Origin of the sequence: Streptomyces tropicalis, assembly GCF_029269835.1 — a bacterium.
Lineage (GTDB): Bacteria > Actinomycetota > Actinomycetes > Streptomycetales > Streptomycetaceae > Streptomyces > Streptomyces tropicalis.
In genome coordinates, this window is sequence record NZ_JARJBB010000001.1 from 257,686 (window position 1) to 280,594 (window position 22,909).

Here is a 22,909-nt window from a genome sequence, read left to right on the forward strand (position 1 = left end):
TTCCCCCATCGGCCCTGGATAGACTCGCTGGCATGTCTGGCCAGTCGCTGCTCGTCCCGGGGGAGCTGTCCCCCACCCGTACCGTGCCCGGGAACATCCGCCGTCCCGAGTACGTCGGCAAGCCCGCACCGAAGCCGTACGGCGGTCCGGAGGTGCAGACGCCGGAGACCGTCGAGGCGATGCGGGTCGCCGGGCGCATCGCCGCGCAGGCGATGGAGGAGGCGGCCCGGCACATCGCGCCGGGCGTCACCACCGACGAGCTGGACCGGATCGCGCACACCTTCATGTGCGACCACGGCGCCTACCCGTCGACGCTCGGCTACCGCGGCTTCCCGAAGTCCCTGTGCACCTCGGTCAACGAGGTCATCTGCCACGGCATCCCCGACTCGACGGTGCTGCGCGACGGCGACATCGTCAACCTGGACGTGACGGCGTACATCGGCGGGGTGCACGGCGACAACAACGCCACGTACCTGGTCGGCGAGGTGGACGAGGAGAGCCGGCTGCTGGTCGAGCGGACCCGCGAGGCGCTGGCCCGGGCGATCAGGGCGGTCCGGCCGGGTCGGCAGATCAACGTCATCGGGCGGGTCATCGAGTCGTACGCCAAGCGGTTCGGCTACGGCGTGGTGCGGGACTTCACCGGGCACGGCATCAGCACGTCGTTCCACTCCGGGCTGATCGTCCCGCACTACGACAGCCCGCACGCCACGGCCGTGATCCAGCGCGGCATGACGTTCACGATCGAGCCGATGCTGACGCTCGGGACGCACGAGTACGACATGTGGGACGACGGCTGGACGGTCGTCACCCGCGACCGGAAGCGGACGGCCCAGTTCGAGCACACGCTGGTGGTGACCGACACGGGCGCGGAGATCCTGACCCTCCCGTGACGCGCCGCCCGCCGGGGCCCGCTCTCCGAGGAGGGCGGGCCCCTTTCTGCGGTTGATCCGCTTTCCGGATAAAATTTACCGACATGGTGTCGGCATCCGTTCCGACAGGAAGGTCCCATGGACCCCTTCTCCACGGTCATCCGCACCGCCTCCCGGCAGCAGCACACGGAGGCGGAGACCTCGGCGTTCATGAGCGGCCTGCTGGACGGACGGCTGGGCCGGGAGGCGTTCACGCGCTACACCGAGCAGTTGTGGGTGGTCTACGAGGCGCTGGAGTCCGGCCCCCCGGACCTGGCCCGGGATCCGGTGGCCGGGCCCTTCGTGCGGCCGGAGCTGATGCGGCTGGCGGCGCTGGAGCGGGACCTGGCGCACCTGCGGGGGCCGGACTGGCGCGCGGCACTGCGGACCCTCCCGGCGACCCGCGCGTACGCCGACCGGATAGCGGGCTGCGCCCGCACCTGGCCCGCGGGCTGGGTCGCCCACCACTACACGCGCTACCTCGGCGACCTCTCCGGCGGCCAGGTCGTCCGCGACCGGGCGGAGCGCGCCTGGGGCTTCGTCCGCAAGGGCGACGGGGTGCGGTTCTACGTCTTCGACCGGATCCCCAACCCGGCCGCCTTCAAGCGGAGTTACCGGCACCTTCTGGACACCGTCCGGGCCGACGAGCCGGAACGCGGGCGGATGGTCGACGAGTGCCGCCGGGCGTTCGCCCTGAACACGGGGATGTTCCGGGAGCTGGCCGAGGAGTTCGGCGTGAGCACCTGAGGGCCGTCCCGGCCCCCTACCGCTCCAGGACCACGCGGCCGCCGATCTCGACCCAGCCGTCCGGCTGCGGTGCCGTCAGGATCTGGGAGCCGGCGCCCTGGGTGATGTTGAGGGCGCGGCCGAGTCCGTCGGTGAGCAGCAGGGCCGCGGCACCGGTCGCCTCGTCCTCCACGATGCCCCCGGGGCAAGCCCCGGCTCCACCGGAGCGGCTGCCGCCGCGCTCATCCACGCGCCCGGGGAAGGCGCGGGCCCGGATGCGCCCGGCCGCCTCGTCCTCCCAGGCCCAGGCGTAGATCCACTCGCCGGGCGGCGGCACGGGGAGCGCCTCGACCTCGGCGGCGGTCGGGTACTGGCGCAGCGTGCGCGGCGGCGCCCACTCCGCCCGCGCCTCGATCCAGGTGAACTCCCCGTCCAGGCGGGCGCCCACCACGCCCGCGGGAGTGACCAGTTCGGGTACGTCCAGGAGCCAGGCCGTGCCGACGCAGGGGTGCCCGGCGAAGGGCAGGCGCAGGGTGGGGGTGTAGATCTCGATGACGCCGCGCTCGGGGTCGTCGACGAAGACGGTCTCGCTGAAGCCGAGTTTCGCCGCGAGTTCCTGCCGCTCGCTCTGCGCCTGGATCACCGAGCCGTCGCGGACGACACCGAGCTCGTTGCCGTAGCCGCCCTTCGGTCCGCAGAACACGCGCAGCACGTCGTAATCAGTCACTCCGGCATTGAAACATCACGGCCCCCGGGGCCCGCATGCGATCCGAATCACAGACCGCGATGGTATGAGTCAGGTAAGCCTCAGGTAAGTTAGGGCAGCCTCACCGAACCGTTTCCGTCTGGAGCCCGCATGCGAGCCGCCCGCCTCTCCGTCGTCACCGCCGCCGCCACCGCGGCCGCCCTGACCGCCCTGACGGCCTGCACCGCGAAGGGCGGCGCCGAGAAAGGCCAGGCGATCCGCGTGACCGCCGCCGACTCCCGGTGCGACACCTCGACCACCGCGGTCCCGGCCGGCCGGGTCACGCTGGAGATAGCGAACAAGGGCTCGCGCGCGACCGAGGTCGAGATCGTCCTGCCCGACGACCGGATCGTCTCCGAGAAGGAGAACATCGGGCCGGGCACCACCTACACGCTGACCGCCGAGGTGAAGGCGGGCTCGTACGAGATCGCGTGCCGACCCGGCATGAAGGGCCACGGCATCCGGCAGAAGCTGGACGTCACCGGGTCCGGCAGGGCGGCCCGGCGCGACCCGCGGCTGGACCGGGCGGTCGCCGGGTACCGCGCGTACGCGCAGGAGCAGGCCGACGCGACCGTGCCGCTCGCCGAGACGTTCGCGAAGGCGATCCGCGCCGGGGACCTGGAGGCCGCGAAGAAGGCCTACGCGCCCTCCCGCCTCGGCTGGGAGCGCACCGAGCCCGTGGCGGAGTCCTTCGGGGACATCGACCCGAAGACCGACACCCGCGCCGACGGCCTGGAGCAGGGCCAGAAGTGGACCGGCTGGCACCGGCTGGAGAAGTCCCTCTGGCAGGACGGGAGGATCGGCGGCGAGGAGAAGGCCCTCGGCGACCGGCTCGTCGCCGACCTGAAGGACTGGCAGCGCCGCGTCGGCAAGGCGGCCATCACCCCGACCTCCATGGCCAACGGCGCCAAGGAACTCCTCGACGAGGTCGCCACCGGCAAGGTCACCGGCGAGGAGGACCGCTACGCGCACACCGACCTCGTCGACTTCAAGGGCAACGTCGAGGGCGCGCAGAAGGCGTACGAGCTGCTCAGGCCCGTCGCCGCCGGGAACGACGCGGCGCTGGCCGCGGAGCTGGACAAGCAGTTCGGCGCGCTGAACACGCTGCTGGACCGGTACCGCGCCGAGAAGGACTCCTACGACTTCGTCTCCTACGACAAGGTCACGAAGGAGCAGCGCAAGGAACTGTCCGACGCCGTCAACGCACTGGCCGAGCCGCTGTCGAAGCTCGCCGCGGCCGTCGCGAAGTGACCGGGAGGACGGACCGATGACCGAACCCCTCGAGAGCAGCCCGTCGCGCCGCGCCCTGATCGGCTGGGGCGGGGCCGGGATCGCGCTCGGCGCCGCCGCGGCCGGCGGCGCGGTGGCGGTGGCGCACGCGGGACCCGACGCGGACCCCGCGGACGCCGGGACGGGCGCCGCGGTGGAGTTCCACGGCGCGCACCAGGCGGGGATCGCCACCCCGGTGCAGGACCGGCTGCACTTCGCCGCCTTCGACGTGCGGACCGACGACCGGGCCGCGTTCGTGCAGCTGATGAAGGACTGGACGGCCGCGGCACGGCGGATGACGGCCGGGAAGGCGGTCGGCGAGGGTGCCTTCGGCGGGCTCGCCGAGGCCCCGCCGGACGACACCGGCGAGGCGATGGGCCTGCGGCCCTCGCGGCTGACGCTGACCGTCGGCTTCGGCCCGTCGCTGTTCGACAGGTTCGGGCTGGCGGACCGCCGGCCCGAGGCGCTGGTGGACCTGCCGAAGTTCCCCGGCGACAACCTGGACCGCTTCCGCACCGGCGGCGACCTGTGCGTCCAGGCCTGTGCCGACGACCCGCAGGTCGCCGTGCACGCCATCCGCAACCTCGCCCGCATCGGCTTCGGCAAGGTCGCCGTGCGCTGGTCCCAGCTCGGCTTCGGCAAGACCTCGTCGACGACCCCGGACGCGCAGACCCCGCGCAACCTCTTCGGCTTCAAGGACGGCACCCGCAACATCGCCGGCACGGAGACCGGCCGGCTCGACCGGCACGTGTGGGTCGGCACCTCCGACGGCGACGCGAAGTCGTCGTGGATGACGGGCGGTTCGTACCTCGTCGCCCGGCGCATCCGGATGAACATCGAGACCTGGGACCGCACCTCGCTGCAGGAGCAGGAGGACGTCTTCGGCCGCGACAAGGGCGAGGGCGCGCCGGCCGGCCGGGCTGAGGAGCACGACCGGCCGTTCCTCAAGGGGATGAAGCCCGACGCCCACGTCCGGCTCGCGCACCCGGACTCCAACGACGGCATCACCATCCTGCGCCGCGGCTACTCCTTCACCGACGGCACCGACGGCCTCGGCCGCCTGGACGCGGGCCTGTTCTTCCTGGCCTACCAGCGCGACGTCCGCAAGGGGTTCGTCCCGCTGCAGCGCCGGCTGTCCGCGCACGACGCGCTCAACGAGTACATCCAGCACGTGGGTTCGGCGGTCTTCGCGGTGCCGCCCGGCGTCCGGGACGCCGGCGACTGGTGGGGCCGCAGCCTGCTGACCGAGGAGGCGTAGCCCGTGTTCTCCAACTACCTGATCGGCCTGCGCGAGGGGCTGGAGGCAAGCCTCGTCGTCTGCATCCTGATCGCCTACCTGGTCAAGACCGGCCGCCGGGACGCCCTGCGGCCCATCTGGGCCGGCATCGGCATCGCCGTCGCCATCGCCCTGGGCTTCGGCTGCGTCCTCGAGTTCGGCTCCCAGGAGCTGACGTTCGAGGCGCAGGAGGCGCTCGGCGGGTCCCTGTCGATCGTGGCGGTCGGCCTGGTGACGTGGATGGTGTTCTGGATGCGGCGCACCGCCCGGCATCTGAAGTCCGAACTGCACGGCCGCCTCGACAGCGCCCTGCGGCTCGGCACCGGCGCGCTGGTGGCCACCGCCTTCCTCGCCGTCGGCCGGGAGGGCCTGGAGACCGCGCTGTTCGTGTGGGCGTCGGTGCACGCGGCCTCCGACGGCACCCCGCGGCCGCTGATCGGCGTCGCGCTGGGGCTCGCCACGGCGGTCCTGCTGGGCTGGCTGTTCTACCGGGGCGCGCTGCGGATCAACCTCGCCCGCTTCTTCACCTGGACCGGCGCCATGCTGGTCGTCGTCGCCGCGGGCGTCCTGGCCTACGGGGTGCACGACCTCCAGGAGGCCGGCTGGATCCCGGGCCTGAACCGCCTGGCCTTCGACATCAGCGGCACCGTCCCGCCGGACAGCTGGTACGGCACCCTGCTGAAGGGCGTGTTCAACTTCCAGCCCGATCCGACGGTCCTCCAGGTCACGGTGTGGCTGCTGTACCTGGTCCCCACGCTCGCCGTGTTCTTCGCCCCGGTAGGGTTCGCCTCCGGGAAGGGGAAGGTGACGTCAACGGATGAGCAGGGTCCGCGGCCCACGGAGGCCTCGCAGGCGTGAACGGCGGCTGCTGGCGGCGGTGTTCGCGAGCGCACTGTCGCTGACGGCGAGCGGGTGCGTGGTGGTGCACGGGGAGCGCGAGGTGCTCCCGGCCGCCACCCGCACCCAGGCGGCCGCCGCGCTCACGCAGTTCACGGCCGCGTACAACAAGGCCGACCGCGCGTACGACAGTTCCCTGGACGCCGGCCGGGTCACCGGGGCGCTCGCCGCCATCGACGCGGCCCGGCTGAAGGCGGGGCACGCCAACCACCCGGCCGGGAACCCCGCGCACACCCCGCTGGAACTCACCGACGCGAAGTTCACCATCCCGAAGAAGGCCGGCTGGCCGCGCTGGTTCCTCGCCGACGCCCGCGGCAACAAGGGCGGCGACGTGCGCTGGCTGCTGGTGTTCACGCGCTCCGGGCCCGCCGGACCGTGGCAGGTGGCCTTCCTGACCCTGGTGGCCCCCGGCGACGTCCCCGGCTTCGCGAAGGACGCCGACGGCTGGGCGCGGGCGGTGCCCGCGGACTCCGCCGTCCCGGCCGTCGCGCCGCGGGACCTGAGCGCGTCCTACGCCACGTACCTGCACAGCGGCGGCGGCGCCTTCGCCCCCGGACCGCACACCACGGGCTGGCGGGCGCTGCGCACGAAGGACGCCCGCAGGCCGGGCCTGGCCACCCAGTACATCGACCAGCCGCTGACCGACGGGGACTACGCGCCGCTGGCGCTGCGCACCGCGGACGGCGGCGCGCTGGTGTTCTTCGCCACGCACCACTACGAGAAGCAGACGGCCGCGGCCGGCGCCGCCGTGCCGACGCCCAACCAGGACGTGCAGGCGCTGACCACCGGCGAGGTCAAGCAGTCCCTGACGATGGAGTTCGTCTCCAACGAGGTCGTGCTCGACCCGGTGCAGGGGGCCGGCCGGCGGGTGTCGGTGCTCGGGCGGATCCAGGGGCTGACGGGCGCGCAGGGCGAGTAGCCTCGGCGGCACGTACCGCCGGGTGCCGGCCGCGCGTCCCGGTGGGGGGGCCGGGCGGGGTCAGTGGCGCGGCCAGGACGCGCCGACGTGGTCGGGCTCGTCGCCCGCGTACCGGGCGCACGCGTCGGTGAGCGCCTCCAGCAGGCTCAGCGGGTCCGGCAGCGCGTGCTCCGGGCCGCGCACCCAGCGCACCCCGCGGTCGTCGCCGGGCAGCCGCGCGGGCGGCACGAGGACGTACGAACCGCGGCAGTGCCAGCGCAGGCCGGGATGCTCGTCCATGGTCTCCGGGTGGCAGTCCAGCTCGCACGGCCACCACTCGTCCTCGTCCTCGGGGGTGCCGCGGGTGAGGGTGAAGAACAGCATGCGGCCGTCGTCGCTCTCGGCGACCGGGCCGGCCTCGACACCCTCCTCCAGCAGCCGCCGCAGCGCCTGCCGCCCGGCCTCCAGCGGGACGTCGAAGACGTCGTGCACCATGCCGGTGGCGGTGACGAAGTTGGCCTGCGACTGGTGGCGGGCCCAGCGCTCGACCTGCGCGCGGTCGGTGGTCGACTGAGTCTGCCAGGCGAACGAGACGGGGTGGCGGGCGGGGGTGGGGCAGCCGACGCGGTCGCACGAGCAGCCGTAGCCGTCGGCCGGATGCGCGGCGGGCGCGAGGGGCAGTCCCGCGGCGGCGGCGGCGAGCAGCAGGTCCTCACGGCCGCCGTCCCCGGCTGCCTCCTTCGGCCGGCGTCCGCGCAGCCACTGGGAGATCCTGCTCTGCCGGCCCGTGCGGCCGCCGAACTCCGCGCTCATCTATCCCCTCGCCTCGCTGGTGTGGTCAGCATGCCCTATGGTCCCACCATCCTGCGCCCCGGGTGGCCGGACCCGGGAACCGGGGTGCCCGCCCCGGATCGTGGGCCGGTCAGCGCGGGGCGAGACCGTACAGGGCGTAGTCGACCAGGGTGTCGGTGTAGGCGTGCGAGATCGGCGCCGTGCGCTGCAGCCAGCGCTGCGCGAGCGGGGAGACGAAGAGCTCCAGCCCGATGCGCGGATCGACGTCGGGCCGTACCGCGCCGGCCGCCTGGGCGGCGCGCAGCCGCCGCGCGTACAGGTCCAGTTGCGGCTCGAGCAGCTTGGCGACGAACTCCCGGCCGAGCTGCTCGTCGACGAGGCCCTCGGCGGCCAGGGCCCGCCAGGGGGCCTCGAAGCGGGGGTCGACCAGCTCGTCGACGGTGGCGCGCAGGACCGCCTTGAGGTCGGCGGCGAGGTCTCCGGTGTCGGGGACGGAGTACGGCTCGTACCCGGCCTGGCGGGCGGCCTGCTCGCCCAGGTCCAGGAACGCCTCCAGCAGGACGTCCGCCTTGGAGGACCACCACCGGTAGATGGTCTGCTTGCCCACGCCGGCCCGGGCGGCGATGCCCTCGACGGTCGTCCGGGGGTAGCCCTCCTCGACGACGAGCGCGAGGGCGGCCTCGTAGATCGCGCGGCGGGACCTCTGGCTCCGGCGGGTGGCGTCGGGCGCGGGCTTCTTGACCATGGGCCGACCGTAGCAGGGGGGTGAGACGGGCCGTCTCGCCGCGGGCGGGGGCCACCACGCACCGTAGTGAACCCGTTCGCCCGGACGCGCGGTGCGGCCGGGCACCGCACCATGGGCAGCAGAGCGTCCCCGCGGTACGTCCCCCCGCACCCCTGCGGTCTCGGAGGAGCCCACCTTGGCCCGTTCCCGCCGCGCCGTGCCCCGGCGCTACCTGATGTGCCCGCCGGCCCACTTCGACGTCGCCTACGCCATCAACCCGTGGATGGACCCGGCCAAGCCGGTCGACCCGGCTCTCGCCCTCGCCCAGTGGGAGGACCTGCGGGCCGTGCACCGCTCCCTCGGCCACACCGTGGAGGAGCTCGCGCCCGTGCGGGGCCTGCCCGACATGGTGTTCACGGCGAACGGCGCGACGGTGGTCGACGGCCGGGTGTTCGGGGCACGGTTCGCACACCCGGAGCGGGAGCCGGAGGCCGAGGCGCACCTCCAGTGGTTCGCCGCGCACGGCTTCGGGCACCTGCACGTGCCGGTGCACATCAACGAGGGGGAGGGCGACTTCGCCGTCACCGCCTCCTACGTGCTCGCCGGGCGCGGCTTCCGCACGAACCCGCTCGCGCACGGCGAGGCGCAGGAGTTCTTCGGGCGCCCGGTGATCGGGCTGGAGCTGATCGACCCGCGGTACTACCACCTCGACCTGGCGCTGGCCGTTCTGGACGACGCGGCGGACGAGGTGGCGTACTACCCGCCCGCGTTCTCGCCGGGCAGCCGGGAGGTGCTGCGCCGGCTGTTCCCGCACGCGCTGGTCGCGGACGACGAGGACGCCGCCGTGTTCGGCCTGAACGCGGTGTCCGACGGGCTGCACGTGGTGCTGCCGCAGGCCGCCGCCGGGCTGACGGCCGCGCTGCGCGAGCGGGGCTTCGAGCCCGTCGGGGTGGACCTGGGCGAACTCCTCAAGGGCGGCGGCGCGGTCAAGTGCTGCACGCAGGAGCTGCGCGACTGACCGCGCGGGGCTACGCCCCCTCCGCCTCCGGGGGCCAGGCGTCGCCCCAGTCGGCGTCCCGGGCCGCCCGGTACAGCGTGCCGTGGCGCTTGGTGACGGTCTGCCGGGCGAGCCCGCCGTCGGCCTCGCACAGTTCGAGGAGCACCTGGCCCTTGCGGATCTGCGGCTTGCGGACGACCCGGGCGGCGGCGGGGGCCGCCGGCAGGCGGGTGGCGGCGACGTAGGCGAACTTCTCGTCCTCGTACGCCAGGGAGCCGCCCTTGACCTGGCGGTGCAGGGAGGAGCGGCTGACCCGGGCCGAGAAGTGGCACCAGTCCGTGCCGGGCACGACGGGGCAGGCGCCGCTGTGCGGGCAGGGCGCGGCGACGCGGAACCCGGCGGCGATCAGGCGGTCGCGGGCGGCGAGGACGCGGGCGTAGCCGTCGGGCGTACCGGGTTCCACGACCACGACGGCCCGGGCGGCCTGCGCGGCGGCGTCCACGACGGCCGCGCGGTCGGCCTCGGCCAGCTCGCCGAGGACGTAGGAGACGGTGACGAGGTCGGCGGGGTCGAGGGTGAGCGCGGCGCCGATCCGGGCGCGCTGCCAGCGGGCCTCGCGGAGTTCCGGGCGGGCGGCGGCGATCTCCCGGCCGAGGGCGAGCGCGGGCTCGGCCCAGTCGAGCACGGTCACCGGCCGGGTGCCGTCCCAGGTGGCGCTGACCGCCCAGGTCGCGGCGCCGGTGCCGCCGCCGACGTCCACGTGGCCGGCCGGCTCCCACCCCGGGGTGGCCGCCGCGAACGCGGCCAGCGCGGAGCGCACCGCCTCGAAGGTGGCGGGCATCCGGTACGCGGCGTACGCGGCCACGTCGGCGCGGTCGCGCAGGATCGGGGCGTCGGTGGGGGTGGTCCCCCGGTAGGTGGCGATCAGCCGCTCGACGGCGCCCGCGGCCTGCCGGGCGGGGAGCCCGTCGAGAAGACCGGCAAGGGCGGCACGCAGGGTCTCGGCCGGGGACAGCTCGTTCACCCGGCGATTCTACGGGCGCCGGGGACGGGGGCCGGCGGGGTGGTCCGGTCGGCGGTGCCCCTCCCCGTCCGGGGGCGGCCGGCCCGGGAGCCGCCGTCCCCGGGCGGTGCCTACGCGTCGCGGACCGCGCGGGCCAGACGGGTGGCCGCCGCGGCCCGGGGGGTGTTGTCCGGGGGGCGGCGGCGGGGGTGGACGGTGTTGGCGAGCAGGACGAGGAAGGTGTCCGTGGCCGGGTCGAGGACCAGGGACGTGCCGGTGAAGCCGGTGTGGCCCGCAGCCCCGCGTCCCGCCAGCTCCCCCATGAACCACGGCTGGTCCACGGCGAACCCGAGGCCGGGCGGGGCCAGCAGCAGCTCCACGAAGTCGGGGCCGAGGATGCGGGCGGGCCCGTAGGCCCCGCCCGCCAGCAGGGCACGGCACAGGACGGCGAGGTCACGGCCGGTGGAGAACAGCCCGGCGTGCCCGGCGACCCCGCCCAGCGCCCAGGCGTTCTCGTCGTGCACCTCGCCGCGCAGCATCCCCCGGTCGGCCTTGGCCCAGGGCCGGCGCTGGTCCTCGGTCGCGGCGGCACCGGGGCAGGGGCCGAAGCGGGTCGCGGTCATGCCGAGGGGGCGGGTGATGCCGTCGCGGACCAGGACGTCGAGGGGGCGGCCGGTGAGGCGCTCGAGGACGTGCTGGAGCAGGATCGGGTTGAGGTCGGAGTAGACGGGCGTGCCGGGCGGCCCGGCCGGGCCCTCCGCCCGCAGCATCGCCAGGCGGGAGGCCGCGTCGGGCCGTTCGTACAGCGGGAGTTCGGGGCGCATCCCGGAGGTGTGGGTGAGCAGCTGCCGGACGGTGACCCCGGCCGCGGCGACGGCCCGGAAGTCCGGCAGGTAGGCGCCGACGCGGGCGTCGATGCCGAGGGTGCCCCGCTCGATCTGCTGCACCGCGGCGAGGGCGGTGAACAGCTTCGTGAGGGAGGCCAGGTCGAAGGGGGTGTCCACGGTCGTCGGCACGCGCTCGCCAGGCGGCAGCTCCACCCCCCGGTCGGCCACCGGGTCGTGGGCCGCGTAGCGCACGGCCCAGCCGGCCGCCTCGGCGACCGCGATCACGGGGCCGCGCCCGGCGACCACGACGGCGCCGGCCGCCCAGGGGCGGTCCCCGGCGGTGAGGCCGTGGACCTCCCGGACGAGCCGCTCGATCCCGCCGGGGTCGAGCCCGGCCCGCTGCGCGGTGTCGAGGCGCAGCCGCGGGGCGCTCAGCTGCCCTCCCCCGGGGTCCCGGCGCCCGGGTGGGCAGCCGCGCCGTCCGGATGCGCGCGCGGGCTCCACGGACGGCACATTCCCAGGAAGCACGCCGCCGCCACCAGGGCGGCGGCCAGCTGGACGACGGCCATCGGGACGGCGGTGCCCTCCCCGGCGATGCCGACGAGCGGGGAGGCGACCGCGCCGACGAGGAAGGAGGTGGCGCCCAGCAGGGCGGACGCGGAACCGGCGGCGTGCCGGGTGCGCATCAGGGCGAGGGCCTGCGCGTTGGGCAGGGTGAGGCCCATCGCGGACATCAGCACGAACAGCGCGCCGGCGACCGGGGCGAGCCCCACTTCGCCGAGGGCGCCGGACGCCATCAGCAGCAGCGCGGCCGCGGCCGTGACGACGGCGGCCAGTCCGGCGCCGAGCACCCGGTCCATGCGGACCCGCCCGACCAGCACCTTGCCGTTGATCTGGCCGGCGGCGACGAGGCCGACGGAGTTCAGCCCGAAGAGCAGGCTGAAGGTCTGCGGGGAGGCGCCGTAGATCTCCTGGATCACGTACGGGGAGGCCGATATGTACGCGAACAGCGCGGCGAAGGCGAAGCCGCCGGTGAGCACGTATCCGGCGAAGACGCGGTCGGCGAGCAGCCCGCGCACGGCGGCGAGGGTCTCCCCGGCCCCGCCCGTGTGCCGCCGGCCGGGCGGCAGGGTCTCGGGCAGCCGCGCCCGGACGAGCGCCGCCAGCAGCAGGCCGACTCCGGTCAGGACGACGAACACGCCCCGCCAGTCCGTCACCCGCAGGATCTGCCCGCCGATCAGCGGCGCGACGATCGGGGCGGCCCCGGAGACCAGCATCAGCGTGGAGAAGAAGCGGGCCATGGCCACGCCGTCGTACAGGTCCCGGACGACCGCCCGGGCGATCACGATGCCGGCGGCGCCCGCCAGGCCCTGCACCAGCCGGAAGGCGACCAGGGACTCGACGGTGGGCGCGAGCGCGCAGAGCGCGGTGGCGGCGACGTAGACGGCGAGCCCGGCGAGCAGGGGGCGGCGGCGGCCCCAGCGGTCGCTCATCGGGCCGACCGCCAGCTGTCCCAGCGCCATGCCGGCCAGGCAGGCGGTGAGCGTGAGCTGGACGGTCGCGGCGGGCGCGTGCAGGGAGCGGGTGACCTGCGGCAGCGACGGGAGGTACATGTCCATCGCCAGCGGGGGCGTGGCGGTCAGGCCGCCGAGGATCAGGACGACCAGAAACCCGGTGCGGCGCAGCGCCTCGGCCCGGGGCCCCGGAGGGCTCCCCGTCCCCGTGTCCGTCACCGCCGTCCCTGACGCGTGCGGTGCCGTCCCCCCGCCGTCGGTCATGTGTGCCTCCCTCTCCGACCGGTGCGCCCTCATGGTCTCAGCTCGAACGGGGTGCCGGTCCCGCCGGTCCGCGCCGGTGCGGGAGGCCGGCCGGAGCACGCCGCGGGCACGCGCGGCGGCACACCCGGAGGTTCACCGGGAACGCAATCGGCACAAGCGGAATGTCAAACTCCGCACTGTACGGCCGAGGACGGGCTTATGCTCTTCAAGTCCTCCACACGAGCTTCACATATGGAGGAGGCGGCTTCCGATACCACTCCGAGGGGGGTAGGCGGCAGCCGTTCCCCGCCACCGGTTGGGGGTGGACCTCGTGCGGGACCGCGGGGTGCGCACCGGTAGCGGGGAACGGCCGCCGCACACGTGTCCGCAGGACGCGGCACGGGCTCGTCCGACCGGCCTCAACGCCGGTGGCGGCCCCCGGACTCGTCCGCCACGCGCACCGTGGGACGGCGCCGCCCCCCGGGCTCCTCCCCGCCGGGCACCGCACGACGGCGCCGGCCCCCGGACTCCTCCCCCGCGGGCACCGCACGACGGCGCCGGCCCCCGGACTCCTCCCTCGCGGGCACCGTACGAGGGCGCCGGCCGGATTCGTCTCCGGCGGGCGCCTCGCGACGGCGCCGGCGCAGCGCCCACACCCCGCCCGCGAGCAGCGCGACCGTGCCGCCCGCACCCTCCAGCAGCCGCCATCCCGAGGGCTTCCCGGGCACCCCGGCCGCCCCGGCCGCGGTCTGGGCCCGGCGGGCAGGCCCGGCGGCACCGGCCCGGGAACCGCCCTCGCTGAGCGGCCGGGCCAGCGTGCCCACCGGACGCGCCGAAGCGCCGTGCGCGAAGCCCCAGTCGAGCAGCGCCGCGGTCTCCTCGTAGACCGCGTTGCCGCCGATGCCGGGGTGCATCACGGTGACGAGCAGGGTACGGCCGTCGCGGGTGGCGGCACCGGTGAAGGTGTTGCCGGCGTTGCTGGTGTAGCCGTTCTTCACACCGACCAGGCCCGGGTACGTCCGCAGGCCCCACGCCCCGGTCAGCAGGCGGTCGGTGTTCTGGATCTGGAAGGTCCTGTGCCCGCCGGCCGGGAAGTCGGCGGTGCGGGTTCCGCAGTAGGAGCGGAAGTCGGCGTTCTTCAGCCCGTGCCGGGCGAACAGCGTCAGGTCGTACGCGGAGGACGTCTGGCCCGGGTGGTCGAAGCCGTCGGGGCTGACCACGTGCGTGTCCAGGGCCTGGAGGTCGGTCGCCAGGGCCTGCATCTCGGCGACCGTCCGCCCGACGCCGCCGTTCATGTGGGCGAGCACGTGCACCGCGTCGTTGCCGGAGCGCAGGAAGACGCCCTGCCACAGCTGCTCCACCGTGTAGGTGGTGCCCGCCTGGATGCCGACCAGGCTGGAGCCCTCGGGGATGTCGGCCAGGTCGGCGGGCGTGACCGTGTGGCGTTCCTCACGGGAGAACTTCTTCAGCACCGTGCCCGCGAAGAGCATCTTCAGTGTGGACGCCGGGGGCAGGCGGTGGTGCGCGCGGTAGGCGGCGAGCACCTCGCCCGTGGTGCCGTCGGCGACGAGCCAGGAACGGGCGGTCAGGTTCTTCGGCAGGCCGACGGCTCCCTCCGCCTGCACCCCGTCGCGGGCCAGCCGCTCACCACCGACGACCGGGCTCGCGGCGGCGGCCGGGGCGGCCCCGGCGACGGCCAGGGGCACGGCTGCGGTGGCGGCGAGCAGGGAGCGGCGGGACGGCCCGGCGGCGGCCCCTCGGATCGGCGGAGACGAATGACGCACGTCGGGGACCGTACAGAGTGACCCTGTGCGGACGCACGGAGGGTCCTCAAAGCCGGGTCAAAGGATCATCAAAGACCGCACCGCGCCGGTTGACAGCCACCGATCCGGCCCGGCGGACCCGCCGGGTCCGGATCACCGGTCCGGCGGGCCGGGCCGTCCGGCGGCCCGGCGGGCTTCGGGGCGGGCCGACCGGCCGGACGGCGGGCCCCGGGCGCACGCCGCACACGCCCCGTACTCCGCCTGCGCTGCCTGCACCGCCGCGTGCGCCCGGGTCTACGCCTGTCCGGTCTCGAAGCGGGTGATGCGGCCGTCGTCGCCCACCGCGAAGTCCCACCGGGTGCGCATCTCGCCCCAGGTGTCGTTGCTGTAGCGGGCGAGGAGCGCGAGGCCGCCCCGGGACTCGTTGTCGACCTCCATGTGGCCGTGCGTGGCGAAGATCTCCTGCTCGATCCACTCGGCGAGGTCGCGGTCGGAGCCGTCGTCGGACATGGTCGCGCCGGGCGCGAGGAGCTGCATGAAGCCCTCGCGGTCGTGCGAGTTGACGGCGGTGACGAAGGCACGGACGGCCGGGTCGCTCAGTTTGGCGGTCGAAATCGTCATGTCGGCAGCGTCACACCGCACCCCGGGCCCCGCCACCGATCCGTCACCCGTACGGCTCATGGGACGGGCCGGGGAGGGGGACCGGGTGCGACGGTGGACGGGCGGAGGACGAGCACCGTCCCTGTCTTCGGGAGTCGACGTGACCTGTTACGACCGGCGTGATCTGGGCCTGCTGCTGCTCCGGCTGGGCACCGGGGGTGTGCTCGCCGCGCACGGCGCGCAGAAGCTGTTCGGCTGGTTCGGCGGGGGCGGGATCGAGGCGACCGGGCAGTTCATGGAGTCCGTCGGCTACCGGCCCGGCCGGGAGAGCGCGACCGCGGCGGGGCTCGCGGAGGCGGGCGGCGGAGTGCTGCTGGCGATGGGCCTGGCGACCCCCGCGGCCGGTGCCTCGGCGGCGGGTGCGATGGCGGGGGCGGCGGCCGTGCACGCGCCGAACGGCTTCTTCGCCCAGAGCGGCGGCTACGAGTACGCGGCCACGCTGGGTCTGACGGCCGCCGGCCTCGCCATCACCGGCCCCGGCCGGCTGTCCCTCGACCACGCCCTCGGCCACACCGCCAACCGCGGCTGGATGGTCCCGGCGGCGTTGGCCGCGGTGGCGGCGGCGACCGCGGTGGTCGTGGGCCTGCGCAACCAGCGGCTGCGCAGGGAGAAGGAGGGCGAGCAGCAGGCCCTCTTCGGCGCGTAGCACCCGCCCTCGCCGCCCCCTCCCCCGCACCTCGGCCGGCCTCGTCCCCGTACGCCGCGGCCGTCCGTCTCCCCGCACGCCCCCGGGGCGTCCGCCCGCCTGGCACGCTTGCCGCCATGGCTGCTGACCAGGACGCGCCCCTACCGGCGCACATGGACGACCTGTGGGACTCGATCGACGGCCTGTGGGCCTGGCTCGACGGAAACACCCGGCGCGACGACGGCGCGGAACTGCTGCTGCGCCTGCTGAAGCTCTCCGAGGAGGTCGGCGAGGTCGCCCAGGCGGTGATCGGCGCGATGGGCCACAACCCCCGCAAGGGAGCCAGCCACACCTGGGAGGACGTCCAGGCGGAACTCTGCAACGTGGCGATCACGGCCCTGGTCGCCCTGCGCACCCTCACCCCCGACGCCCGCGCGGTCTTCACCCACCATCTGAACCGGGTGACGGCCCGGTCCCTGAACGCGGTGACGCCACGGCCCCCGCACCAGGGCGGCGAAGTCACCCCGCAGTGAAGGGTTCGTCCGGGACTCCGGCGGGGGCACCGCCCCAACTCGGCGAGGAGGGCACGGAGATCGCGGGGATCGCGGACGGCGCCACGCGGCCGTGGACGAGCGCGCCCCGACGCTCCGGACGGGCCACCGCTGCGGGTGACTCCGCGCCACTGCCGCCGGGGCGGCTGCGGGGCAGGGACGCCTGGCGCCTCACACTCGACTGACGCACGGTCACCGGTCCGGGGCGACGGCGAGGAGGCCCGTCTCCTCGCGGTCCTGTGCGGAGGCGATGGCCGCGCCGGCGCCGGCCGAGCCCTCGCCCCTATGCTGCGATAAGCTGAAAAAACAGTGTCCGGGCCCGCCGGTCCCTCGCGGCTCCGCCGCTCCGAAGGTGCGGGATCGCGGCGACGACTGCCTTATCGGCAGGAAATCCACTCCACAGTGCCGGGGGCGCCTCCCTGCTGCAGGTCCGTTGTCCTCCTGCAGGTCCGTTCTCCCGTAGGTCGGTTTCCATGGACCTCAACACCATCACCGAAGTAGTCCGGCGGCCGTCCGAGCGGCCGGGTGCGGGCTGGCACGAGGGCGACGCCTGGCTCGCCGGCGGAACATGGCTCTACTCCACGGAGCAGCCGGACCTGCGCCGCCTGATCGACCTGACGGCGTTGCACTGGGAGCCCCTCGTTCCCACGGACACGGGTCTGGAGATCGGCGCCACCTGCACCATCCGTGACCTGTACGCCTTCCCGTGGCCTGAGGGCCGGAGCGCCGGAGTCCTCTTCCGGAGGAGCTGTGAGGCGTTCCTGTCCTCGTTCAAGGTCTGGAACACGGCGACCGTCGGCGGAAACGTCTGCCTGTCCCTGCCCGCCGGCCCGATGATCACATTGACGGTCGCGCTGGAGGCGCAGTACGAACTGTGGGCGCCCGACGGTTCCGTGCGCTTCGTCGACGCCCTCGACTTCGTCACGGGCGATCACCGCAACGTCCTCGCCCCCGGGGAGGTCCTGCGGCGCATCGTCATTCCGGAGCACGCGCTGCGCAGACGCACCGCGCACCGCCGCTTCACGCTGACCCGGCTCGGCCGCTCGACGGTGTTCCTCGTCGGCACGCAGCGGCCAGGAGGGGACGACCTGGTGCTGACCGTCACAGCCGGCACCACGCGGCCCCTCCGTATCGCCTTCGACTCCCTGCCCGATGCGCGCACCCTGCGGCAGAGCATCGACGCTGTCCCGGCCGACGTCTGGTTCGCCGATCCCAACGGGACCCCCGACCACCGTCGGCATCTGACACGGCACTTCGCCGAGGAGATCCGCCGCGAACTCACGGCTGGGGGCCCGGCATGAGCTGCATCGTGAACGGCAGGGAGTTCGGCCGGGAGCCGGCACCCGGCCAGTGCCTGCGGACCTTCCTGCGCGAACTCGGCCACTTCGGCGTCAAGAAGGGGTGCGACGCGGGCGACTGCGGCGCCTGCACGGTGTGGCTGGACGGCGCGCCGGTGCACAGCTGCATCACCCCCGCGTTCCGCGCGGACGGCCGGGAGGTGACCACGATCGAGGGCCTGGGTCGGCCCGGCGCCCTGCATCCCGTGCAGCGGCAGTTCGAGGACGCCCCGGGGTTCCAGTGCGGTTTCTGCACCGCAGGGATGATCATGACCTCGGCGACCTTCACCGAGGACCAGAGGGCGGATCTGCCGAGGGCGTTGAAGGGCAACCTCTGCCGCTGCACCGGATACCGGGCGATCGAGGACGCCGTGAAGGGCGTCGGCGCGGTGGAGGCGGCGGCACCGGGCAAGGCCGTAGGGGCGAGCGTCGGCGCTCCCGCGGGCCACGACGTGGTGACGGGTCACGCCGAGTTCACCATGGACACCCGGATCGACGGCATGCTGCACCTCAAGGTGCTGCACTCGCCCCACGCGCACGCCCGTGTCCTCTCGATCGACAGGAGCGCCGCCCTCGCCGTGCCCGGCGTGCACCGGGTCTACACCTGGGAGGACGTCCCCCGCAGGCGCTTCACCACGGCGATCCACACCGACCACCTGGTCGACCCGGACGACACCTACGTCCTCGACGACACGGTCCGCTTCGCCGGCCAGCGCGTCGCGGCGGTCCTGGCCGACACGGTCGGGGCGGCCGAGGAGGGCTGCCGGCGCCTCGCGGTGGAGTACGAGGTGCTGCCTGCGGTGTTCGACCCGGAGGCGGCCATGGCCGACGGCGCGCCCCAGCTGCACGGCTCCGACGACCCGTTCGTCCGCGACCCCGCCCACAACATCCTGCTCGAACTCCACGCGCACATCGGCGACGTGGACGCGGGGTTCGCCGCGGCCGACGTGATCCACGAGGGCACGTACTTCTCACCGCGGGTGCAGCACGCGCACCTGGAGACCCACGGTTCGATCGCCTGGATGGAGGACGGCCGGCTGAACGTCCGCACCAGTTCGCAGTCGCCGTCGATCGCGAAGGTCAAGCTGGAGCACCTGTTCGCGCTGCGCCCGGACCAGGTGAGGGTGTTCTGCCGGCGCGTCGGCGGCGGGTTCGGCGGCAAGCAGGAGGTGATCACGGAGGACCTGGTCGCGCTCGCCACCCTGGACACCGGGCGGCCCGCCTGCCTCGAGTTCACCCGTGAGGAGGAGTTCACCACGGCCTCGCCGCGGCATCCGATGACCCTGACGGTCAAGCTCGGCGCGAAGGCCGACGGAACGCTCACGGCGTTCCAGGTCCGCAACGTGTCGAACACGGGCGCCTACGGCAACCACGGCGGCGAAACGATGTACGCGGGCGGAGCCGCCGTCATGATCTACCGCTGCCCGAACAAGAAGTTCGACGCGTACTCCGTGTACACCAACACCGTGCCGAGCGGGGCGCTGCGGGGTTACGGGATGACGCAGCCGGCGTTCGCCGTGGAGTCGGCGATGGACGAACTGGCCCGCGCCCTGCACATCGACCCGCTGGAACTGCGACGGCGCAACATCGTGCGGCCGGCTGAGCCCCTGGTCGCCCTGCACGACGGCCCCGACGACGTGGTCTTCGGCGAGGACGGGCTCGCCACGTGCCTCGACCTGGTGGGCGACGCCCTGGCCCGGACGGCCGACCAGGTGCCCCCGGGCCCCGAGTGGCTCGTCGGAGCCGGCGTGGCGAGTTCCCTGCACGAGACCGCGCCCCCGACGGAACACCTCTCCGAGGCCTGGGTCACGCTGGGCGACGATCTCATCTACGAAGTGGCCGTCGGGACCGTTGAGTTCGGGGAGGGCACCTCCACGGCCCATGTCCAGATCGCCGCCAACCAGCTGGGCACGACGCCGTCGCGGATCCGCCTGGTGCAGTCCGACACCGACCGCACGGGATTCGACACCGGCGCCTTCGCGAGCGCGGGCCTCTTCGTCGCGGGCAACGCGGTCCTGCGGGCGGCCAACGCCGTGCGCGACCGCATCCTGGAATGCGCCGCGACGCACACCGGCGTCCATGTCGTGATGTGCACGATGGACGACGACGGTGTCGTGTGCGGGGACCGGCGGGTGTCGCTGGCCGAACTCGTCGCGCTGGGCCGGGCGCGTGGAATCCGCTTCACTGCCGCACGCAAGGCGTACGGCTCGCCCCGGAGCGTCACCTCCAACACGCAGGGGTTCCGGGTCGCCGTGCACCGCGTGACGGGCGAGATACGGATCCTGTACAGCGTGCAGGCGGCGGACGCCGGGGTGATCATCAACCCGGCGCAGGTCCGGGGACAGGTGGAGGGCGGCGTCGCCCAGGGAATCGGCTTCGCACTGACCGAGAACCACCACCTCGACGGCAGCGGCGTCATGGTCAACCCGAACCTCCGGAACTACCGCATCCCCACCTACGCCGACATCCCCCGCACCGAGGTGCTCCTGGTGGGATCGGCGGATTCGGTGGGACCCATGCGGGCGAAGGGGATGGCGGAGTGCTGCATCAACCCCGTGGCCCCCGCGCTCGCGAACGCGGTGCACGACGCCACGGGCGTCCGCTACCGTGCGCTGCCGCTGACCCCGGAACGCATTTACGGCCGGCTCCTCGCGGAGCAGTCGGTGTCGGCAGGTTGAGCCGCCATGAACACCGGGAAGAACATCGCCGCCGCAGCGACGGTGATCATCGGCCAGAAGGTCCTGCCCGGGAGGGAAAGGGAGTTCGAGTCGTGGCAGGAGAACCTCAACGCCGCAGCCGCCTACTACCCCGGCTTCCTCGGCGCCGAGATCTCCCGGCCGACATCGCTGCAGGCCGACTGGGTCGTCGTGTACCGGTTCGACTCGGTGGCCCATCTGCAGGCGTGGGTCAACAGCGCGACCCGGCAGACGTATCTCGACGTCGGCGCCCAGTACTTCGACGGCCCGGCGACCCAGCAGGTGGTGAGCAGCGGCACGCAGTCACTGGACCCGCTGGTCACCGTGGTGGTCACCCACCGCGTCCAGCCGAACCAGGTCGACGACTTCCTCGACTGGCAGCACCGCATGGTCGAGGAGGAGAGCAGGTTCGAGGGGTTTCGCGGGACCGAGCTCTTCCGTCCCATCGAGGGGCTCCAGGAGGAATGGACCACGCTGTACCGCTACGACACCGCCGAGCACCTCGACGCCTGGCTGACCTCGCCCGAGCGGCGCAAGGTCCTGGCCGAGGGCGCGAAGTTCAGCGACTTCAGGCTGCGCACGATCGACAACTCGTTCGGCAGCTGGTTCGCCTTCGAGGGCAACGGCAAGGAGGCCCCGCCGCCTCCCTCCGAGACCAGGACGTCCCTCGCCGTCTGGGTCGGCCTGTACCCGACCGTCGTGCTGCTGACGCTCGCTCTGTTCCCGCTGCACATGCCGCTCTGGATCGGCCTGCTCGTGGGCAATCTTCTGTCGAGCTTCATCATGAGCTTCCTGACGATGCCCTACTACGTGAACCCGCTGCTCGGGCGATGGCTGCGGCCGCCGCCGGACGAACCGGCACGGGCCGGGCTCCGTGGCCTCGGCGTCGTCGCGGTGGCGATGGCCCTCTGGGCGGTCGTCTTCTACCTCGTCACGGTCCGGTTCTGGACACTGCCCTGACCGGGACCGGAAGCCGGCATCCCGCGCGCGGGCGCGCGGCCCCGATCCACCGGCCGGCTCTCCGAACGGGGGGCAGACGAGTCGGGCTGTACGCCGGGTTCTGTTCCCCGGTGTCCTCGCGGGCGCCGGGGCGACGGCCATCCATCTAGGGCCGGCGTTGCCGCCGGCCTCGTGCGGTCTACCCGCGGACTCGGGCGGGCAGCCCTCGAACGTCCGCGCAGAGCGCTTTTCACGGCGCTCCTCTTGACCTTGCTCCGGGTGGGGTTTACCTAGCTGCCCAGGTCACCCTGGGCACTGGTGGTCTCTTACACCACCGTTTCACCCTTACCGAGGACCGAGGTCCCCGGCGGTCTGCTTTCTGTGGCACTGTCCCGCGGGTCACCCCGGGTGGCCGTTGGCCACCACCCTGCCCTGTGGAGCCCGGACGTTCCTCGGGAAGCCCCCTGAGGGACTCCACGCGGCCGCCCGCCCGGCTCGTCTGCCGTGCCGACCATGGTACCGGGCGGATCCGACCGCTTCCGCCCGGTCGCGGTGGCGGGAGACCTGGCGGCGTGAGCGGGTGGGGGAAGACGGCCGTGGGCGCCGTACGCTGGCGCCGAAGGATCGTCGAAGGAGAGACCCCGTGCTTGTCCTGCTGCCCCCGTCCGAAGGCAAGGCGTCCTCCGGTCGCGGTGCCCCGCTGCGGCCGGATTCGCTGTCGCTGCCGGGGCTCGCCGACGCCCGGGCCGCCGTCCTCGACGAGCTGGCCGGGCTGTGCGCCGGCGACGAGGAGAAGGCGCGCGAGGTGCTCGGGCTGAGCGAGGGGCTGCGCGGGGAGGTCGCGAAGAACACCGGGCTGCTCACGGCCGGCACGCGTCCCGCCGGGGAGATCTACACCGGTGTGCTCTACGACGCCCTCGGCCTGGCCTCCCTGGACACCGCCGCCAAGAGGCGCGCCGCGCGGTCCCTGCTGGTGTTCTCCGGGTTGTGGGGTGCTGTGCGGGTGACGGACCGGATCCCCTCCTACCGGTGCTCGATGGGGGTGCGGCTGCCGGGGCTCGGCGCGCTGGGCGCGTACTGGCGCGCCCCGATGGCGTCGGTCATGCCCGAGACCGCCGGTGACGGTCTGGTGCTGGATCTGCGGTCCGCCGCCTACGCGGCCGCCTGGAAGCCCCGGGGCGAGGTCGCGGGCCGGACGGCGACCGTGCGGGTGCTGCACACGCAGATCGTGGACGGCGTGGAGAAGCGGTCCGTGGTCAGCCACTTCAACAAGGCCACCAAGGGCCGGATCGTCCGCGGCCTGCTGACCGAGGGAGCCGCCCCGAGGAACCCGGCGGAGCTGGTCGAGGCGCTGCGCGACCTCGGCCACACGGTCGAGGCGGAGCCGCCGGCGCGGGCCGGCCGGGCGTGGGCACTGGACGTGGTGGTGTCGGAGATCCACTGAGGGGGCGCCTGCGCCCGGCGGAGGTTCCCGCGCCCCGGCGGAGGGGTCCTGTGCCCCCGCGGAGGGCGGTTGCCG

General features: G+C 74.0%; 21 protein-coding genes and 1 other RNA gene. 13 read left to right on the forward strand and 9 right to left on the reverse strand.

The features are described 5' to 3' along the window. Positions 1-32: 32 nt before the first annotated feature. Both map and P3H78_RS01145 read left to right on the forward strand, forming a co-directional pair. Positions 33-890 (forward strand): type I methionyl aminopeptidase, encoded by an 858-nt coding sequence (map, locus tag P3H78_RS01140; RefSeq protein WP_276106801.1) that lies wholly within the window; start codon positions 33-35, stop codon positions 888-890. A 117-nt stretch (positions 891-1,007) separates the two neighbouring features. Then, on the forward strand, positions 1,008-1,655 hold the full coding sequence (locus P3H78_RS01145) for a biliverdin-producing heme oxygenase (protein ID WP_276106802.1): 648 nt from the start codon (positions 1,008-1,010) through the stop codon (positions 1,653-1,655). Between the two features lie 16 nt (positions 1,656-1,671). On the opposite strand, the gene P3H78_RS01150 is transcribed toward P3H78_RS01145, so the two are convergent. Further along, positions 1,672-2,361, reverse strand: coding sequence for a PhzF family phenazine biosynthesis protein (locus P3H78_RS01150; protein ID WP_276106803.1), 690 nt, complete (start codon positions 2,359-2,361; stop codon positions 1,672-1,674). Positions 2,362-2,490: 129 nt separating this feature from the next. Here P3H78_RS01150 and efeO point away from each other — a divergent pair, with 129 nt between their 5' ends. Genes efeO through P3H78_RS01170 form a run of 4 tightly spaced genes read left to right on the forward strand, consistent with a single transcriptional unit; the run spans position 2,491 to position 6,740 of the window. Then, positions 2,491-3,630, forward strand: a complete 1,140-nt coding sequence (efeO, locus tag P3H78_RS01155; protein ID WP_276106804.1) for an iron uptake system protein EfeO — start codon at positions 2,491-2,493, stop codon at positions 3,628-3,630. Positions 3,631-3,646: 16 nt separating this feature from the next. Next, complete coding sequence (gene efeB / locus P3H78_RS01160) at positions 3,647-4,906, forward strand: iron uptake transporter deferrochelatase/peroxidase subunit (RefSeq protein ID WP_276106805.1); 1,260 nt, start codon at positions 3,647-3,649, stop codon at positions 4,904-4,906. A 3-nt stretch (positions 4,907-4,909) separates the two neighbouring features. Then, entirely contained in the window at positions 4,910-5,782 is an 873-nt protein-coding gene (gene efeU, locus P3H78_RS01165; RefSeq protein WP_276106806.1) for an iron uptake transporter permease EfeU, read from the forward strand. Next, the gene (locus tag P3H78_RS01170) at positions 5,742-6,740 is read left to right on the forward strand and encodes an SCO2278 family lipoprotein (protein ID WP_276106807.1); all 999 of its coding nucleotides are present in this window, start codon (positions 5,742-5,744) and stop codon (positions 6,738-6,740) included. The genes efeU and P3H78_RS01170 overlap by 41 nt, the downstream gene beginning before the upstream one ends. A gap of 60 nt (positions 6,741-6,800) precedes the next feature. Here the strand turns inward: P3H78_RS01170 and P3H78_RS01175 are convergent, their stop codons facing one another. Both P3H78_RS01175 and P3H78_RS01180 read right to left on the reverse strand, forming a co-directional pair. Continuing rightward, positions 6,801-7,532 carry a bifunctional DNA primase/polymerase gene (locus P3H78_RS01175; RefSeq protein ID WP_276106808.1) on the reverse strand — a complete coding sequence of 244 codons (732 nt, stop codon included), beginning with the start codon at positions 7,530-7,532 and terminating at the stop codon, positions 6,801-6,803. A 109-nt stretch (positions 7,533-7,641) separates the two neighbouring features. Next, on the reverse strand, positions 7,642-8,256 hold the full coding sequence (locus P3H78_RS01180; protein ID WP_276106809.1) for a TetR/AcrR family transcriptional regulator: 615 nt from the start codon (positions 8,254-8,256) through the stop codon (positions 7,642-7,644). 175 nt (positions 8,257-8,431) lie between these two features. Here P3H78_RS01180 and ddaH point away from each other — a divergent pair, with 175 nt between their 5' ends. Beyond that, positions 8,432-9,253, forward strand: a complete 822-nt coding sequence (gene ddaH, locus P3H78_RS01185; protein ID WP_369015693.1) for a dimethylargininase — start codon at positions 8,432-8,434, stop codon at positions 9,251-9,253. A gap of 10 nt (positions 9,254-9,263) precedes the next feature. Here ddaH and P3H78_RS01190 read toward each other — a convergent pair whose 3' ends face one another. The 5 genes from P3H78_RS01190 to P3H78_RS01210 form a co-directional block, all read right to left on the reverse strand. Beyond that, positions 9,264-10,256, reverse strand: a complete 993-nt coding sequence (locus tag P3H78_RS01190; protein WP_276106810.1) for a small ribosomal subunit Rsm22 family protein — start codon at positions 10,254-10,256, stop codon at positions 9,264-9,266. A 110-nt stretch (positions 10,257-10,366) separates the two neighbouring features. Then, positions 10,367-11,566 carry a serine hydrolase domain-containing protein gene (locus P3H78_RS01195; protein ID WP_276106811.1) on the reverse strand — a complete coding sequence of 400 codons (1,200 nt, stop codon included), beginning with the start codon at positions 11,564-11,566 and terminating at the stop codon, positions 10,367-10,369. Further along, entirely contained in the window at positions 11,494-12,840 is a 1,347-nt protein-coding gene (locus P3H78_RS01200; protein ID WP_276106812.1) for a multidrug effflux MFS transporter, read from the reverse strand. Before P3H78_RS01200 ends, P3H78_RS01195 begins: the two co-directional genes overlap by 73 nt. A gap of 398 nt (positions 12,841-13,238) precedes the next feature. Next, positions 13,239-14,603 carry a D-alanyl-D-alanine carboxypeptidase family protein gene (locus P3H78_RS01205; protein WP_276106813.1) on the reverse strand — a complete coding sequence of 455 codons (1,365 nt, stop codon included), beginning with the start codon at positions 14,601-14,603 and terminating at the stop codon, positions 13,239-13,241. Positions 14,604-14,876: 273 nt separating this feature from the next. After that, positions 14,877-15,203, reverse strand: coding sequence for a nuclear transport factor 2 family protein (locus P3H78_RS01210; RefSeq protein ID WP_276106814.1), 327 nt, complete (start codon positions 15,201-15,203; stop codon positions 14,877-14,879). A 139-nt stretch (positions 15,204-15,342) separates the two neighbouring features. On the opposite strand from P3H78_RS01210, the gene P3H78_RS01215 reads away from it, so the two are divergent. From P3H78_RS01215 to P3H78_RS01235, 5 genes are all read left to right on the forward strand, one after another. Continuing rightward, complete coding sequence (locus tag P3H78_RS01215) at positions 15,343-15,888, forward strand: DoxX family protein (RefSeq protein WP_276106815.1); 546 nt, start codon at positions 15,343-15,345, stop codon at positions 15,886-15,888. 116 nt (positions 15,889-16,004) lie between these two features. Continuing rightward, complete coding sequence (locus tag P3H78_RS01220) at positions 16,005-16,400, forward strand: MazG-like family protein (RefSeq protein WP_276106816.1); 396 nt, start codon at positions 16,005-16,007, stop codon at positions 16,398-16,400. Between the two features lie 491 nt (positions 16,401-16,891). After that, entirely contained in the window at positions 16,892-17,719 is an 828-nt protein-coding gene (locus P3H78_RS01225; RefSeq protein ID WP_276106817.1) for an FAD binding domain-containing protein, read from the forward strand. Further along, positions 17,716-20,433: a molybdopterin-dependent oxidoreductase gene (locus P3H78_RS01230; RefSeq protein WP_276106818.1), complete on the forward strand. Its 2,718-nt coding sequence runs from the start codon at positions 17,716-17,718 to the stop codon at positions 20,431-20,433. The genes P3H78_RS01225 and P3H78_RS01230 overlap by 4 nt, the downstream gene beginning before the upstream one ends. A gap of 6 nt (positions 20,434-20,439) precedes the next feature. Continuing rightward, positions 20,440-21,411, forward strand: coding sequence for an antibiotic biosynthesis monooxygenase (locus P3H78_RS01235; RefSeq protein WP_276106819.1), 972 nt, complete (start codon positions 20,440-20,442; stop codon positions 21,409-21,411). A 73-nt stretch (positions 21,412-21,484) separates the two neighbouring features. Here P3H78_RS01235 and rnpB read toward each other — a convergent pair. Continuing rightward, positions 21,485-21,888, reverse strand: an RNA gene (gene rnpB / locus P3H78_RS01240) — RNase P RNA component class A. 145 nt (positions 21,889-22,033) lie between these two features. On the opposite strand from rnpB, the gene yaaA reads away from it, so the two are divergent. Next, positions 22,034-22,834 (forward strand): peroxide stress protein YaaA, encoded by an 801-nt coding sequence (gene yaaA / locus P3H78_RS01245; protein WP_276106820.1) that lies wholly within the window; start codon positions 22,034-22,036, stop codon positions 22,832-22,834. Positions 22,835-22,909: the final 75 nt, after the last annotated feature.